The sequence below is a fragment of the Pseudomonas sp. AC229 genome, from assembly GCF_979254655.1.
The window spans coordinates 110,470-124,492 of sequence record NZ_CEEDHK010000016.1 but is presented as its reverse complement, the minus strand read 5'-3'; the positions used below and the strand labels follow the sequence as shown (position 1 = coordinate 124,492).

Here is a 14,023-nt window from a genome sequence, read left to right as displayed (position 1 = left end):
TTGATTGCATCTATGTAGGGGCATTCAGATGGCTGCGTAGCCGATCAGCTGGGTTTATCCGGCACGGCGATGATTCGCCAGTCGTCGCCCACGGCGCGCATCTCGATAATCTTCAACGGCGCGGCTTCGGCCATGCGTGCCAGCGGCATGTCCAGCAAGGGGCGAGCACTGGAGCCGAGGAATTTGGCGGCCACAAACAGCTGGAATTCATCCACCAGGCCCAAGCGCGCGAAGGCGCCCGCCAGGCGCGGACCTGCCTCCACCAACACTTCGTTAACGCCCTGGCCTGCCAGCTCGGCGAGCAGCTTGCGCAAGTCGACATGCCCATTGCTGCCGGGGATGGCCAGCAGCGTGTGGCCTTCTTCCAGGAAACGGTCGCGGGCAGACGCCGCCGCGCAGGTGGCGACCAGCGCGGCGCCGGCCTGGTAGAACGGCGCGCTCAGCGGAACGCGCAAGCGGCCGTCGACCAACACACGCAATGGCGGACGGGTCATGGCCAGCGCGGTGAGTTCAGCGTTCAGGCCCAGTTCATCCGGGCGCACGGTCAGCCGCGCGCCATCGGCTAACACCGTGTCGGCGCCGGTCAGCACCACGCTGGCCTGGGCGCGCAAGCGCTGCACGGCGGCGCGCGCTGCCGGGCCGGTAATCCACTGGCTTTCGCCGCTGGCCATGGCCGTGCGCCCGTCCAGACTCATGGCCAATTTCACCCGCACGAACGGCAGGCCCTTTTCCATGCGCTTGATAAAGCCGGCGTTCAAGGCACGGGCTTCGGCTTCCATCACGCCGCTGTGCACGGTGATGCCAGCTTGCATCAACCGCAGCAAACCGCGCCCGGACACCTCGGGATTGGGGTCTTGCATGGCCGCCACCACGCGGCCGACGCCGGCATTCACCAACGCATCGGCACACGGCGGCGTGCGGCCATGGTGGCTGCACGGTTCAAGGGTCACGTAAGCCGTAGCGCCCTGCGCCTTGGCGCCGGCCTGGCGCAAGGCGTGCACTTCGGCGTGGGGCTCACCGGCGCGGGCGTGCCAGCCTTCGCCGACAATTTTGCCGTTGGCGACGATGACGCAGCCGACACGCGGGTTGGGATGGGTGGAGTAGATGCCTTTGCGCGCCAGTTCCAGCGCGCGGGCCATGAATTGCGGGTCGGCTACGGCCTGTTCGGAAGTCGGCATTCAGTCTTGCGCCGGTTCGCGGGACAGGCGGTCAATTTCCTCGCGGAATTCGTTGAGATCCTGGAAGCGGCGGTACACGGAAGCGAAGCGGATATAGGCAACTTCATCGAGCTTTTGCAGCTCGGTCATGACCAATTCCCCCAGCACCCGCGACTTGATTTCGCGCTCGCCCGTGGCGCGCATCTTGTGTTTGATATGGGCGATGGCGGCTTCGAGTCGCTCGATGCTGACCGGGCGTTTTTCCAGCGCGCGTTGCATGCCGGCGCGTAGCTTTTCTTCATCGAATGGTTGCCGGCTGCCGTCCTGCTTGATCAGGCGCGGCATCACCAGTTCGGCGGTTTCAAAGGTGGTGAAACGCTCTTCGCAGGCCAGGCATTCCCGGCGGCGGCGAACCTGTTCGCCCTCGGCGACCAATCGCGAATCGATAACCTTGGTGTCGTTGGCGCCGCAGAAGGGACAGTGCATAAAATAAATGGCAACAAAATGAAGGAGGGGCCATGGTAGCGCATCCCACTGGCAAGACAACCCAGCTACTTTGCGGTATACAAGCGCCCGCCTCACATTCGCGCCACGGCTGATGGAATTCTCTATGTTTCGCCCATTCGTTCTGCTTTGTGCCTTCTCGCTGCTCGCCGCCTGCGCCAGCGAAGCCCCGACGCCCGTCGTTGCGCCCGCCGCCAGCAAACCCACCGCCGCACCGGCGCCCGAGCCGGCGCCGCTGCCTGCCAACCTGCGCGAACTGACCGGCAATTTGCTGGACGTGCCCGCCGGCGCCAACGTTGAACTGGCCTTGCTGGTAATCGACGAACGCGACCGCCCGCAGCAACTGCTGGGCAACATCAGCGTGCAGGGCACCGGGCGTTTGTTGCCGTTTCACCTGCCCTTCAACCCCGACTCTTTCCCCGCCGATGCCCGCGTTGAACTGCATGGCCGCGTGACCCAGTCGGCGCAGTTGATCCTGCGTCTAAACCCGTTGCGCATCACCTCGCCCAGCACCCAACAGGTCGGCAATCTGCGCTTCGAAACCGCGCCATGACGCCACCGTTTGACCTGCAAGCAACGCTGAGCGAACTGCTTGGCGATGCGCAGTTGGTGGCCGAAACCTTGCCCGGCACCGACCTGCGTTTATGGCTGATTGACGCCAACAACATGGACCGCGCCTTCAGCCCAGAAGAAACCCGCCGCATTCTCGAAGACCCGCCCTACTGGTGCTTTTGCTGGGCCAGCGGATTGGTCCTGGCGCGCTTTTTCGCCGACCACCCCGAGTGGGTCGCCGGTAAACGGGTATTGGATTTCGGAGCCGGTTCGGGCGTTGCCGCCATCGCGGCGGCCAAGGCCGGCGCGGTGGAGGTGGTGGCGTGCGATCTCGATCCGGTGGCGCTGGCCGCGTGCCGCGCCAATGCTGAACTCAACGGCGTGTCGCTGACGTATTCGGCAGACTTCTTTGCCGAACCGGACCGCTTCGATTTGATCATCGTCGCCGACGTGCTTTACGACCGCGCCAACCTGCCCTTGCTTGATCACTTTCTCAGTCGCGGCCGCGAAGCCTTGGTCGCGGACTCACGGGTGCGCGATTTCAACCACCCGCTGTACCGGCGCCTGGATATTCTCGAGGCCTGCACCTGGCCGGATCTGGCCGAGCCGGAAGAATTTCGCTATGTGAGCCTGTACCACGCCGCCCGTTAGCGGGCGTGGCTGGCAAACTGCGGCGCCAGGCTGTCGGCCCCGTGCGCCGGCAGCCACAACCAACCACTCACGCCGAGCATCAGCAGCACCAGCAGCGCCGCGAGAAACGGCGTGCTGTTGAGCGCGGCGCGGTAACGGGTTGGCACCACGGTGGGCATGTGCCGTTGTTGCAGCGTGAGCCAGATGGCGGGGGCGATACACAAGGTGGAAACCGTAGCGGTGAGCAAGCCCGCAACTAAGGCGCCGGCTTCGGTAGCAGAAAGCGGCCCCGCTCCCAGCGTGCCGGCGATCAGTAGCGCCGCCAACGCGCCGTAGCGCCAGCGCTGCAGCAGCTCGACAGCGCTGCAATTAGCCAGGCGCGACAACGACAGCGGGCTGTCGGGCTGGCGGCCGTTCAACGCCGCTACGATCAGCGCGAACAGGCGTTGCTTGGCGAACCAGGAACCGCCGACCACGGCGAGCGCGACGGCATACGCGGACGGGCCCGCATTCACTTCGAACAACGCGAAAAAACCCAGCAGCGCCAGCGCATCCAGCGCGAGCGCTAGCCCGACCGCCATGGCCAGCGCCGCAGACCCTCGCCATGCCCGCCAGGCGGCAAGGCCCAGCACCGCCGCCAGCACGCCAGCGAGCCCGCCATCACCAATGGCGGAGTTGCGCCAAAACAGCCCGGCGGCATCGGCGTAAAGCGCGCCTGCCACGACGACACCCGCCGCCAGTAGCACCGCAGCCTTTCCCAGGCCAACAAAATTGAAAACGCGACGTGTCGTGGCAAGCATGCCGGGAGGTCCAAAACAAGGCGCCTGGATGCCGGAAAAACCGAGCGTCTGCGCAGATGACTCGCAGTCTAAGAAGACGAATGTGAAGAACGTGTTAAGGCGTCATCAAGGCTTGAGGCGTATCGACGTCACGCAGGATGCCGGCATCTTCCACGGCAACCCGACGAAGCACCTTGGCATTGGCTTGCAGCACCGCTTTCGCACCGCTGTCGCCGCTCAACTGCACCAGCTGCGGCCAGAACGCGCGGCCGAAAATAACCGGGTGGCCGGGCTCCCCGTTAAACGTCGGCACGATGATCCGTTGCGGATCGGCCTGCGCCAGCAGGTGACGGAACGTGCTGGGATGAATCCATGGCATGTCGCCCAGCAGAATAGCGACGGCGTCGGCATCGCTGGTTTGCATCAGGGCCGTGACGCCGTCGGCCAAGCTGTGGCCCATGCCGCCAATCGATGCTGCGCTGAAAACTGTCTTGATGTCGGGTGGCAGTTGCAGCCGCGACGCGTCGTCATCTGCGCGCAGGACCAGCCACAGCTCCGTCAGTTGTTCGGCAGCGGCGTTGACGCTCGCGGCCAATAGCGTCTGGCCGCAGGGCAACACGGCCTGGCGCTTATCGGCGCCGAAGCGTTTTGACTGGCCGGCGGCGAGCATCAGCCCGACAACGTTCGACGGTTTCATTCGAGGCACACCACGGTTGCGATGGCACCGAGCATATCGCAGCGCGCTGCGGATGGCCGCTGGCGGCGAGCGTTTAGATCGAACCGATCCGACCCAAACTGCTCATAACTTCGAGAGCACTTTCAAGGGCACGAGCATGCAATCGCTGGACATTCAGGTATGCCGCCAGGCGCGCGCGTGGTTAGCCCAAGGGCGAGGCGTTTGGTTATGCACGGTGCTAAATACCTTTGGCTCGGCGCCACGTGGGCCGGGCGCAATGTTGGTCGCGCTGAGTTCCGGCGAGCTGAAAGGCTCGCTTTCTGGCGGCTGCGTGGAAGAAGACTTTCTCGCCCGATTGTGCGCGGGCGGCTTCGATGCGCGGAACCAAGTGGTGCGCTATGGCGACGGCGGCCTGGCGCCGACACGCGCCCTGCCCTGCGGCGGCGTGCTGGATATTCTGCTCGAACACCTGCCCGCCGATGCCCAGGCCGATGAACACCTGGCGGCGCTGGAAGGCGCGCTGGAGGGCGGCGAACTGCTCACACGGGTGGTCACGCTGGGCGGCCAGCAGCGTTATTTGGCCTCGGGCAACATGGGCCAGCCTCGGGTGCAACAACTCGGGGTTCAGGTGCATATCCGAGTGGGCGCGGTGCAGCGTTTGCTGCTGGCGGGTTGGTCGCCGGTGGCGGAGTACTGCGCCAGTTTTGCCCTGGCGCTGGGCTTCGAAGTGGTGCTGTGCGAGCCGCGCGCCGAGGTGCTGGTAGGCGTGTCGCTGCCGGGCGTTGAGGTAGTCGAGATGCTGCCCGCGCTGTATATCGCCGAGGGTGGCTGCCATCGCGCCACCGCCGTGGTGGCCCTCACTCACGACCCGCGCCTGGACGACCTTACGCTCATGGAAGCGGTGCGCACCGAGGCGTTTTATATCGGCGCCATGGGCTCACAGCGCACCAGCGGCAAGCGTCGCGAGCGGCTGGCGCGCGTCGGCGGATTGACCGACCCGGCCCTGCAACGGGTGCATGCGCCTATTGGTCTGCATCTGGGCAGCAAGACGCCGGCGGAAATCGCCCTGGCTGTCATGGCCGACATTCTGCGCGTAGCCAACGGCGTGACGGCCGCTCAACTGGCCGCCAGCCTGACGCCGCGCGGGCTTGGCCGTGAGGCGGTGAACGCCTGATGCGTTGATTGCAACGAATCAACCTGAGCGCCCCTGGTTTTCAGCGAGGGGCGTCCCCACCTATAGTTGACGCCCGATGCGGGAAGCGATTCCAGCATTACCCATTTTCGCGTTTCGAGACTAAGCATGAGCCAGGACACGCCCTATATTTTCGACGTCAGCACGGCCAACTTCGACCAGCTGGTGATCCAGAATTCGTTCCACAAGCCGGTGTTGGTGGACTTCTGGGCCGAGTGGTGCGCGCCGTGCAAAGCCTTGATGCCAATGCTGGCGCAAATTGCCGAGGGCTATCGCGGCGAGCTGCTGCTGGCCAAGGTGAACTGCGACCTGGAGCCCGACGTGGTCGCCCGCTTCGGCATCCGCAGCCTGCCGACGGTGGTGCTGTTCAAGAATGGTCAGCCGGTTGATGGCTTTCAGGGTGCGCAGCCGGAATCGGCGATTCGCGCCATTCTCCAGCCCCACGTGGCGGAACCGGCGCCGCTGGCCGCTGACCCGTTTGAAACCGCACAAGCGCTGTTCGCCGAAGGGCGCATTGGCGATGCGGAAAATCTGCTGCGCGAAATTCTTGCCGCTGACAGCGAAAAGCCAGCCGCGCTGATTCTGTATGCCCGCTGCCTGGCGGAGCGTGGCGAATTGAGCGAAGCGCAAACCGTGCTGGATGCGGTGAAGGGCGACAGCCACAAGCAAGACCTGGCCAGCGCCCGTGCGCAGCTGACGTTCTTGCGTCAGGCTGCCGACCTGCCAGACGCCGCCGCGCTAAAAGCGCGCTTGGCCCAGAACGCCGAAGATGATGAGGCGATTTATCAACTGGCGATTCAGCAACTGGCCCGTCAGCAATACGAGCCGGCGCTCGACGCGCTGATGAAGCTGTTCGTGCGTAATCGCACCTATGGCGATGGCGTGCCGCACAAAACCTTGTTGCAGGTGTTCGACTTGCTGGGCAACGACAACCCGTTGGTTACGCTGTTCCGCCGCAAGCTGTATCAAGCGCTGTATTAACCGTCGCGCCTTAACCGAGCCAGCGATACACCGGCGCATCTGCGCCGGCTTCCACGTCTACCAGCGCCGAATGCCGCAAGCGCACCAGCAAACGCTTGGCGGCGCTGGCATTGCCGGTTAGCGCCTGCAACTCGCCCAGCAACGTGGGCCCATCGATACTGCCGGCGCTGCGCACCAACTCCTGCACCACCAACCATTGTTTGTCGTCTGGCGAGTGGGCCGCTGCCGTCGCGGCGGGTTTGGCTTGCTCGGCCACCGGCTGAACGGGCAAATGGGCGGCGAGTTGCGCCCAGTCTTGCGGATCCAGCTCCAGGGTCAGATCGACCGGCCACGCGCCGATTGTTCCTTTGATACGCACCATTCCACGCCCTCCGACAAAAGTGCGGCCATGCTCCCACGGGTGCAGTCGTTCTCCAAGCAGGCTAGGCAAGCGGCAATTTGAGTTATAACATAACATCTCAATTCAGCCGTTTTGCCGGAGTTTCCCTTCATGCGCCGTTTGCTGCTCGCTCTGCCGTTTGCCCTGTTGCCGCTGGCTATTGCTCAAGCCGCTGACAGTCACGATGACCATGTTGAAGAGCACGCCAGCCTCGGCACCCACGAACACGGTGTCGGCCGCTTGAACGCGGCGCTGGATGGCAACACGCTGGAGTTGGAGCTGGAAAACCCGTCGATGAACCTTGTGGGGTTCGAGCACGTTGCCAAAGTGGCCGTGGACCAAGCCACCGTCGCCGCCGCGCGGGCGGATCTGGAAAAACCCCTGAGCCTGTTCGGCCTGCCGGCTGCGGCAAAGTGCAGCGTGACCTCCGTGAAGCTGCACAGCCCGTTATTCGGCGACAAGCCAGACGCCGATGACGAAGACCACGACCACGACCACGACCACGACCACGACGAGCATGCCGCCGGTGATGGCGATGAACATGAGCACGAACATCACCACAGCGAGATCCACGCCAGCTATCAACTGAACTGCGCCGCCCCGCAAGCCCTGACCAGCCTCGACCTTGCGCCGCTGTTCAAACGCTTCCCCTCGCTGCATCAGGTTCAAGCACAATTGATCGGCCCGAACGGCCAGCAAGGCGCGGAACTCAGCGAAAAAAGCCCACGCCTGAACTTCTGATTCGGCCGCGCTCTAACAGCCAGCGGCAGCCGCCCGCCCCCATGCACATGAGGGCGGGCGGCTTCGATTTCGCCCCACGTCCTTAAAGATGCCCGCCCATGACAGCGCCCCTTCTGCTCCTCCGTGACCTTGGTTTCGCCTGGCCTGGCCAAGCAGAATTACTCGATATTCCGGCCTTTCACCTCGCCCCCGGTGAAACTTTGTTCCTCAAAGGCCCCAGCGGCAGCGGCAAAACCACGCTGCTGGGTTTGCTCGGCGGTGTGCAGAAACCCAGTCGCGGCAGCATCACGTTATTGGGGCAGGAGCTGGCCGAACTGTCGGCCGGTGCCCGCGATCATTTCCGCGTCGACCACACCGGCTACATCTTTCAGCAATTCAACCTGCTGCCGTTTCTGTCGGTACGCGAAAACGTTGAATTGCCGTGCCACTTTTCCAAACTGCGCACTCAGCGCGCCAAGCAGCGCCACGGCAGCGTGCACCAGGCCGCCGGCGCGCTCTTGGCGCATTTGGGGTTGAAGGATGAACTGCTTGAGCGGCGCGCCGATTCGCTGTCCATCGGGCAGCAACAACGGGTGGCGGCAGCGCGTGCCTTGATCGGCCAACCGGAACTGGTAATTGCCGACGAACCGACTTCGGCACTGGATGCCGACGCCCGCGAGGGGTTCTTGCAGTTGCTGTTCGCCGAATGCCGCGCAGCCGGTTCCAGCCTGCTTTTTGTTAGCCACGACCAAAGCCTGGCGCCGCTGTTTGACCGCCACCTGTCTTTGGCCGAACTCAATCGCGCGGTTTCGTCCGCTGCGGAGGTTTGAGATGTATTTGTTCCGCCTCGCCATGGCCAGCCTGGCCAACCGCCGCTTTACCGCCCTGCTCACCGTATTCGCCATCGCCCTGTCGGTGTGCTTGCTGCTGGCCGTTGAGCGCGTGCGCACCGAAGCGCGCGCCAGTTTCGCCAGCACCATCAGCGGCACCGACCTGGTCGTGGGCGCGCGCTCCGGCTCGATCAACTTGCTGCTGTATTCGGTGTTTCGCATCGGCAACGCCACCAACAATATTCGCTGGGACAGCTTCGAACACTTCGCCAACAGCAAACAGGTGAAGTGGGCCATCCCCATGTCGCTTGGCGACTCGCACCGTGGCTACCGCGTGATGGGCACCACCGGCGCGTACTTTGAGCATTACCACTATGGCCGCGGCCAGGCGCTGCAGCTGGGCAGCGGCCGCGCGTTCGACACCGACCCGTTCGAGGTGGTACTCGGTGCCGAAGTGGCAGATGCGCTGAAGTACAAACTCGGTGAAAAAATCGTGCTGGCCCACGGCGTGGCCAGCATCAGCCTGGTCAAACACGACGACAAACCGTTCACCGTCGTCGGCATTTTGCAGCGCACCGGCACGCCGGTAGACCGCACCTTGCACATCAGCCTCGGCGGCATGGAAGCGCTGCACATCGACTGGAAAAACGGCGTGCCCGCGCGCGGTGCCGGGCGCATCAGCGCCGACCAGGCGCGCAACATGGACCTCACACCGCAAGCGATCACCGCCTTTATGCTCGGCCTGAACAACAAGATTGCTACGTTCAGCATGCAGCGTGAAATCAATGAATTTCGTGGCGAGCCGCTGCTGGCGATCCTGCCGGGCGTGGCGCTGCAAGAGTTGTGGAGCTTGATGGGTACGGCTGAAAAAGCGTTATTTGTGGTGTCGCTGTTCGTGGTGATTACCGGCCTGATCGGCATGCTCACGGCCATTCTTACCAGTCTGAACGAGCGCCGTCGGGAGATGGCGATTCTCCGTTCAGTCGGCGCGCGGCCTTGGCATATCGCCAGTTTGCTGGTGCTCGAAGCCTTCGCTCTGGCATGCTCCGGCGTCGTGCTCGGCACGCTGTTGCTGTACGTTGGCATCGGCGCCGCGCAAGGCTACGTGCAGGCCAACTACGGCATCTTCCTGCCACTGGCCCTGCCGAGTGCGTATGAATGGACGCTGCTGGGTGGCATTCTCGGCGCCGCGCTGCTGATGGGCGCGATTCCGGCCTGGCGTGCGTACCGACAATCGCTGGCAGATGGCCTGTCCATCCGCGTGTAGCTCAACCCTTGTAACCGTTTAAGGATTCCGACCATGTTGCGCCCGTTCTTCACCGCCCTGCTGTTGGCGCCGCTGCTGACGCTCAGCGCCTGGGCCGCCGATGTGCGCGAACTCACCTGGTCGGAAATGGTGCCGCCCGACGCCCCGGTTGCCACCCAGCCGGCCGCGCCCATGCACGACTTGTCTCAGCTCGCCGATGCGCTGGCCGCTGAGCAGGCACCGGCGGCCAAACAGCAATCGCCCGACGCGCCGGTGGTGCCAGCGCTGGATGGTCAGCAGGTGAAATTGCCGGGCTATATCGTGCCTCTGGAAGTCAGCGAAGAAGGCCGCGTGACCGAGTTTCTGTTGGTGCCCTATTTCGGCGCCTGCATCCATGTGCCGCCACCGCCTTCCAACCAGATCGTGCACGTGACCAGCGAGCTGGGCGTGCTGATGGACGCGCTGTATCAGCCGTTTTGGGTCGAAGGCCCCTTGCAAGTGAAGAACAGCACCAGCGAGCTGGCCGACGCGGGTTACCAGATGGACGCGAGCAAAATCTATCCGTATGAAACACCCGATAGCTGAGTAGGCCTCGTCTCAAAACGCACCCGACAAGGCGTGCATCAATTCATTGTCCCAAATCAAGATAGCCAGCTACGCATCCTTCGATACTGACGCCATTCAAACGTTAGTCACGAAGGAGTACTCCCCATGTCCAAGGCCCTGTTCGCCGCCTCTCTGCTGGCGGTGGCGCTGATCTCCCCGGTAGCTCATGCCTACGAGGCCGGCGACATCATTCTGCGCGCTGGCGCCATTACCGTTGACCCGCACGAAAACAGCGGCCGTATCGATCACTCAGTGCTCGGCAAGGTCGACGGCAGCAAGGCCACCCTCGATAGCAACACGCAGCTGGGCCTGAACTTTGCGTACATGGTTACCCCTCAGCTCGGCATCGAATTGCTCGCCGCCACTCCGTTCAGCCACGACGTCGGCGTGAAAGGCATGCCCGGCGCCTTCGCAGGTCTGAACGGCAAGCTCGGTAGTCTGAAGCACCTGCCGCCGACCCTGAGCCTTGTGTACTACCCGATGGAGAGCAAATCGGCATTCCAACCCTACGTTGGCGCCGGCATCAACTACACCTGGTTCTTCGACGACAAACTCAGCAGCGAAGCCGAAAGCAAAGGCTTCAGTAGTCTGGACATGAAAGATTCGTGGGGCCTGGCAGGCCAAGTCGGTATGGACTACATGCTGACCGACAAGATCATGCTCAACGCCCAGGTTCGCTACATCGACATCGACACCACAGGCACCACCTACCTGGCTGGCGACAAAGTGAAGGTTGATGTAGACGTCGATCCATGGGTTTACATGGTGGGTCTCGGCTACAAGTTCTGACCACCGCAACACGAAAAAAGGCGCCTCGACAGGCGCCTTTTTCATGTCCGCCGTTTAGCGGCGGGCAAAAAAAAAGCGGCACCGCCAAGGCGATGCCGCTGCTCTTACGGGGAAGAGAATCACGGAGTTGCTACATCCTGCCCGCGCGCTGAATTGCGCGAGCAGGGGTTAGATCACTTCTCGATGATTGCAGTCACACCCTGCCCGCCAGCGGCACAAATGGAAATCAAGCCGCGCCCGCTTTCAGCCACCGAAAGCAGCTTCGCCAAGTTCGCGACGATGCGCCCACCCGTGGCCGCGAACGGATGGCCGGCCGCCAACGAGCTGCCCTTCACATTCATTTTGCTGCGATCAATCGAGCCCAACGGCGCGTCCAGGCCGAGGCGGGTTTTGCAGTAGTCGGCGTCTTCCCAGGCTTTGAGCGTGCACAGCACCTGCGCGGCGAACGCTTCGTGAATTTCGTAGTAATCGAAGTCCTGCAAGGTCAGGCCGTTGCGTTTGAGCAGGCGTGGCACGGCGTACACCGGCGCCATCAGCAGCCCTTCTTTGCCGTCGACGAAATCCACCGCCGCCGCTTCGCCGTCACGGAAGTAGGCAAGAATCGGCAACCCGCGCGCCTTGGCCCACTCCTCGCTGGCCAGCAGCACAACCGAGGCGCCGTCGGTGAGTGGTGTCGAGTTGGCGGCGGTCAGGGTGCCGCGCGGGCCTTTCTCGAATACCGGTTTCAGGGTCGAGAGTTTTTCCAGACTGATGTCGGCGCGCAGGTTCTGGTCGCGGGTCAGGCCCAGGTACGGCGTAAGCAAATCGTCTTGCCAGCCCTCTGCGTAGGCGGCGGCCAATTTTTGGTGACTGGCGACGGCGAGCTGGTCTTGTTCGTCGCGCGGGATCGACCAGGTTTGCGCCATCAGTTCGCAATGTTCGCCCATCGACAGCCCCGTGCGCGGCTCACCATTGCGCGGAATATGCGGCGCCAGGTGATGCGGGCGAATCTGCAGCAGCGCTTTGACTTTGTCGCCCGTGCTCTTGGCGCGGTTGGCTTGCAGCAGAATTTTGCGCAGGCCTTCGTTCACGCCGATCGGCGCATCGGAGGTGGTGTCCACGCCGCCGGCAATGGCGCTGTCGATTTGTCCCAAGGCGATTTTGTTGGCCACCAGAATCGCCGCTTCCAGTCCGGTGCCGCAGGCCTGCTGAATGTCATAGGCCGGGGTTTCAGGCGCCAGGCGCGAGCCCAGCACGCACTCGCGGGTCAGGTTGAAGTCGCGCGAATGCTTGAGCACCGCGCCAGCCACCACCTCACCGATGATCTCGCCGTGCAGTTTGTAACGCTCGATCAAACCTTCCAGGGCAGCGGTGAGCATTTCCTGGTTGCTGGTGGTGGCGTACACGGTATTGGAACGGGCGAAGGGAATACGGTTGCCGCCGACAATGGCGACCCGGCGCAGCTGGGTCATGTGAGACTCCTTGAGAAAAACCTGGTCACAAGCTACGCCAAGACTAGCTTGCCCGGACGTTGTCGCATTGGCCGCCTTGCCAGTGCCGCAAGCGGCGCGGTCAATTGCGCGCGCTGTCGGTCTGCGTAGAGTGAGCCTACATTTGATTCTCCTGCTGGAGCCTTCTGCCATGTCTGATCGTTACCTGAACTTCGCCAACTCCCCCACCGGTCGCCGCCTGGTCGGCGCACTCGGCCTGCCCTCGCCGGTGCGCCTGGAGCGCTGGACGGCCGGGCGCATGCGGCCAGTCGACGGGGCGCTGCTGATCAATGGCGGCGTGTTGGCAGAAGCCGCCAGCACGTTTCTCAACCGCCTCACCGATCAGGCTTTTGCCAGCGAAGACAGCCTGTTCGGCCTTAGCCGCTGGACTGCCGAACACGGCCCCAAGCTCAAAGCGCTGGTTTTCGACGCCAGCGCCATCACCTCGGCCGATGAACTGAAACAGCTGCGTGCGTTTTTCCAGCCGGCGCTCAAAGGGCTTGATCTGTGTCCGCGCGTGGTGGTGTTGGGCCGTGCACCGGAGTCGCTGAAAGATCCGTTCGCCGCCAGCGCCCAGCGCTCACTGGAGGGGTTCACCCGCTCCCTCGGCAAGGAAATCCGCCGTGGCGGCAGCGTGCAGTTGCTGTACGTAAGCAAGGGCGCCGAAGACCAATTGGAAGGCGCGCTGCGGTTTTTCCTGTCGCCTAAAAGCGCGTACGTCTCCGGGCAAGTGGTGCGTTTGAATGCCAACAGCGCTCAGGTGAACGACTGGAGCCGCCCGCTCGGCGGCAAAACGGCACTGGTGACCGGCGCCAGCCGTGGCATTGGCGCCTCCATCGCCGAAACCCTGGCCCGCGACGGCGCCAGCGTGGTGCTGCTGGATGTTCCCGCCATGAAAGAAGCGCTCGACGCCCTCGCCGCCCGCCTGGGCGGACGCAGCGTGGCGCTGGATATCTGCGCGCCGGACGCCGCCGAACAATTGCTCGCCGCCTTGCCAGATGGCGTCGATATCGTGGTGCACAACGCCGGCATTACCCGCGATAAAACCTTGGCAAAAATGAGCGAAGCGTTCTGGGATTCGGTCATCGACGTCAACTTGCGCGCCCCGGAAATTCTCACCAAAGCCTTGCTCGACGGCGGCAAGCTCAACGACAACGGCCGCGTCGTGCTGCTCGCCTCCATCAGCGGCATCGCCGGCAACATGGGCCAGAGTAACTATGCAGTGAGCAAGGCGGGCTTGATCGGCCTGGCGGCGGCCTGGGCGCCGGCCCTGGCCAAGCGCGGCATCAGCATCAACGCCGTGGCGCCGGGCTTTATCGAAACGCAAATGACCGCCGCCATTCCGCTGACCATTCGTGAAGCCGGGCGGCGTATGAACTCGATGGGCCAAGGCGGCTTGCCGCAGGATGTCGCCGAGGCCGTGGCCTGGTTTGCCCAGCCCACCAGCGGCGGCGTGAGTGGCCAGGTGCTGCGCGTGTGCGGGCAGAGTTTGCTCGGCGCGTAACCTGGCAGG

The 14,023-nt window shown here is 63.6% G+C and carries 16 protein-coding genes; 10 read left to right on the top strand and 6 right to left on the bottom strand.

The features are described from left to right. Positions 1-44: 44 nt before the first annotated feature. Positions 45-1,178 (bottom strand): bifunctional diaminohydroxyphosphoribosylaminopyrimidine deaminase/5-amino-6-(5-phosphoribosylamino)uracil reductase RibD, encoded by a 1,134-nt coding sequence (gene ribD / locus AC0IW7_RS21230; RefSeq protein WP_471820654.1) that lies wholly within the window; start codon positions 1,176-1,178, stop codon positions 45-47. Next, the gene (gene nrdR / locus AC0IW7_RS21225; RefSeq protein WP_162998791.1) at positions 1,179-1,643 is read right to left on the bottom strand and encodes a transcriptional regulator NrdR; all 465 of its coding nucleotides are present in this window, start codon (positions 1,641-1,643) and stop codon (positions 1,179-1,181) included. Between the two features lie 124 nt (positions 1,644-1,767). On the opposite strand from nrdR, the gene AC0IW7_RS21220 reads away from it, so the two are divergent. Next, positions 1,768-2,214 carry a YbaY family lipoprotein gene (locus AC0IW7_RS21220; protein ID WP_471820653.1) on the top strand — a complete coding sequence of 149 codons (447 nt, stop codon included), beginning with the start codon at positions 1,768-1,770 and terminating at the stop codon, positions 2,212-2,214. Then, positions 2,211-2,864 (top strand): class I SAM-dependent methyltransferase, encoded by a 654-nt coding sequence (locus AC0IW7_RS21215; protein WP_471820651.1) that lies wholly within the window; start codon positions 2,211-2,213, stop codon positions 2,862-2,864. The genes AC0IW7_RS21220 and AC0IW7_RS21215 overlap by 4 nt, the downstream gene beginning before the upstream one ends. Here the strand turns inward: AC0IW7_RS21215 and AC0IW7_RS21210 are convergent. After that, entirely contained in the window at positions 2,861-3,643 is a 783-nt protein-coding gene (locus AC0IW7_RS21210; RefSeq protein ID WP_471820649.1) for a hypothetical protein, read from the bottom strand. The genes AC0IW7_RS21215 and AC0IW7_RS21210 overlap by 4 nt on opposite strands. 94 nt (positions 3,644-3,737) lie before the next feature. Further along, entirely contained in the window at positions 3,738-4,319 is a 582-nt protein-coding gene (locus AC0IW7_RS21205) for a nucleotidyltransferase family protein (RefSeq protein ID WP_471820647.1), read from the bottom strand. A gap of 136 nt (positions 4,320-4,455) precedes the next feature. On the opposite strand from AC0IW7_RS21205, the gene AC0IW7_RS21200 reads away from it, so the two are divergent. Together AC0IW7_RS21200 and trxA are read left to right on the top strand one after the other, a co-directional pair. Continuing rightward, complete coding sequence (locus AC0IW7_RS21200) at positions 4,456-5,472, top strand: XdhC family protein (RefSeq protein ID WP_471820645.1); 1,017 nt, start codon at positions 4,456-4,458, stop codon at positions 5,470-5,472. A 126-nt stretch (positions 5,473-5,598) separates the two neighbouring features. Continuing rightward, positions 5,599-6,471: a thioredoxin gene (gene trxA / locus AC0IW7_RS21195; protein WP_471820643.1), complete on the top strand. Its 873-nt coding sequence runs from the start codon at positions 5,599-5,601 to the stop codon at positions 6,469-6,471. A 10-nt stretch (positions 6,472-6,481) separates the two neighbouring features. On the opposite strand, the gene AC0IW7_RS21190 is transcribed toward trxA, so the two are convergent. Continuing rightward, on the bottom strand, positions 6,482-6,832 hold the full coding sequence (locus AC0IW7_RS21190; RefSeq protein ID WP_471820641.1) for a hypothetical protein: 351 nt from the start codon (positions 6,830-6,832) through the stop codon (positions 6,482-6,484). Between the two features lie 129 nt (positions 6,833-6,961). On the opposite strand from AC0IW7_RS21190, the gene AC0IW7_RS21185 reads away from it, so the two are divergent. The 5 genes from AC0IW7_RS21185 (at position 6,962) to AC0IW7_RS21165 (ending at position 11,041) form a co-directional block, all read left to right on the top strand. Then, positions 6,962-7,591 carry a DUF2796 domain-containing protein gene (locus AC0IW7_RS21185; protein WP_471820640.1) on the top strand — a complete coding sequence of 210 codons (630 nt, stop codon included), beginning with the start codon at positions 6,962-6,964 and terminating at the stop codon, positions 7,589-7,591. Between the two features lie 98 nt (positions 7,592-7,689). Beyond that, a complete protein-coding gene (locus tag AC0IW7_RS21180) occupies positions 7,690-8,400 on the top strand; it encodes an ABC transporter ATP-binding protein (RefSeq protein ID WP_471820638.1) in 711 nt (236 codons plus the stop codon). A 1-nt stretch (position 8,401) separates the two neighbouring features. Beyond that, the gene (locus AC0IW7_RS21175; RefSeq protein ID WP_471820637.1) at positions 8,402-9,667 is read left to right on the top strand and encodes an ABC transporter permease; all 1,266 of its coding nucleotides are present in this window, start codon (positions 8,402-8,404) and stop codon (positions 9,665-9,667) included. A 33-nt stretch (positions 9,668-9,700) separates the two neighbouring features. Continuing rightward, a complete protein-coding gene (locus AC0IW7_RS21170) occupies positions 9,701-10,231 on the top strand; it encodes a DUF3299 domain-containing protein (protein WP_471820635.1) in 531 nt (176 codons plus the stop codon). A 126-nt stretch (positions 10,232-10,357) separates the two neighbouring features. Next, positions 10,358-11,041 (top strand): OmpW/AlkL family protein, encoded by a 684-nt coding sequence (locus tag AC0IW7_RS21165; protein ID WP_471820633.1) that lies wholly within the window; start codon positions 10,358-10,360, stop codon positions 11,039-11,041. A 173-nt stretch (positions 11,042-11,214) separates the two neighbouring features. Here AC0IW7_RS21165 and AC0IW7_RS21160 read toward each other — a convergent pair whose 3' ends face one another. Next, entirely contained in the window at positions 11,215-12,492 is a 1,278-nt protein-coding gene (locus tag AC0IW7_RS21160) for an acetyl-CoA C-acetyltransferase (protein WP_463551321.1), read from the bottom strand. Between the two features lie 169 nt (positions 12,493-12,661). On the opposite strand from AC0IW7_RS21160, the gene AC0IW7_RS21155 reads away from it, so the two are divergent. Beyond that, positions 12,662-14,014: a 3-oxoacyl-ACP reductase gene (locus AC0IW7_RS21155; protein ID WP_471820632.1), complete on the top strand. Its 1,353-nt coding sequence runs from the start codon at positions 12,662-12,664 to the stop codon at positions 14,012-14,014. Positions 14,015-14,023: the final 9 nt, after the last annotated feature.

Bases quoted from the DNA above. Each gene is read 5' to 3' on its own strand.
- AC0IW7_RS21175 (WP_471820637.1), top strand. From the start codon at position 8,402: ATGTATTTGTTCCGCCTCGCCATGGCCAGCCTGGCCAACCGCCGCTTT.
- AC0IW7_RS21200 (WP_471820645.1), top strand. From the start codon at position 4,456: ATGCAATCGCTGGACATTCAGGTATGCCGCCAGGCGCGCGCGTGGTTA.
- AC0IW7_RS21155 (WP_471820632.1), top strand. From the start codon at position 12,662: ATGTCTGATCGTTACCTGAACTTCGCCAACTCCCCCACCGGTCGCCGC.
- AC0IW7_RS21210 (WP_471820649.1), bottom strand. From the start codon at position 3,643: ATGCTTGCCACGACACGTCGCGTTTTCAATTTTGTTGGCCTGGGAAAG.
- nrdR (WP_162998791.1), bottom strand. From the start codon at position 1,643: ATGCACTGTCCCTTCTGCGGCGCCAACGACACCAAGGTTATCGATTCG.
- AC0IW7_RS21170 (WP_471820635.1), top strand. From the start codon at position 9,701: ATGTTGCGCCCGTTCTTCACCGCCCTGCTGTTGGCGCCGCTGCTGACG.
- AC0IW7_RS21220 (WP_471820653.1), top strand. From the start codon at position 1,768: ATGTTTCGCCCATTCGTTCTGCTTTGTGCCTTCTCGCTGCTCGCCGCC.
- AC0IW7_RS21160 (WP_463551321.1), bottom strand. From the start codon at position 12,492: ATGACCCAGCTGCGCCGGGTCGCCATTGTCGGCGGCAACCGTATTCCC.
- AC0IW7_RS21185 (WP_471820640.1), top strand. From the start codon at position 6,962: ATGCGCCGTTTGCTGCTCGCTCTGCCGTTTGCCCTGTTGCCGCTGGCT.
- trxA (WP_471820643.1), top strand. From the start codon at position 5,599: ATGAGCCAGGACACGCCCTATATTTTCGACGTCAGCACGGCCAACTTC.
- AC0IW7_RS21215 (WP_471820651.1), top strand. From the start codon at position 2,211: ATGACGCCACCGTTTGACCTGCAAGCAACGCTGAGCGAACTGCTTGGC.
- ribD (WP_471820654.1), bottom strand. From the start codon at position 1,178: ATGCCGACTTCCGAACAGGCCGTAGCCGACCCGCAATTCATGGCCCGC.
- AC0IW7_RS21190 (WP_471820641.1), bottom strand. From the start codon at position 6,832: ATGGTGCGTATCAAAGGAACAATCGGCGCGTGGCCGGTCGATCTGACC.
- AC0IW7_RS21205 (WP_471820647.1), bottom strand. From the start codon at position 4,319: ATGAAACCGTCGAACGTTGTCGGGCTGATGCTCGCCGCCGGCCAGTCA.
- AC0IW7_RS21165 (WP_471820633.1), top strand. From the start codon at position 10,358: ATGTCCAAGGCCCTGTTCGCCGCCTCTCTGCTGGCGGTGGCGCTGATC.
- AC0IW7_RS21180 (WP_471820638.1), top strand. From the start codon at position 7,690: ATGACAGCGCCCCTTCTGCTCCTCCGTGACCTTGGTTTCGCCTGGCCT.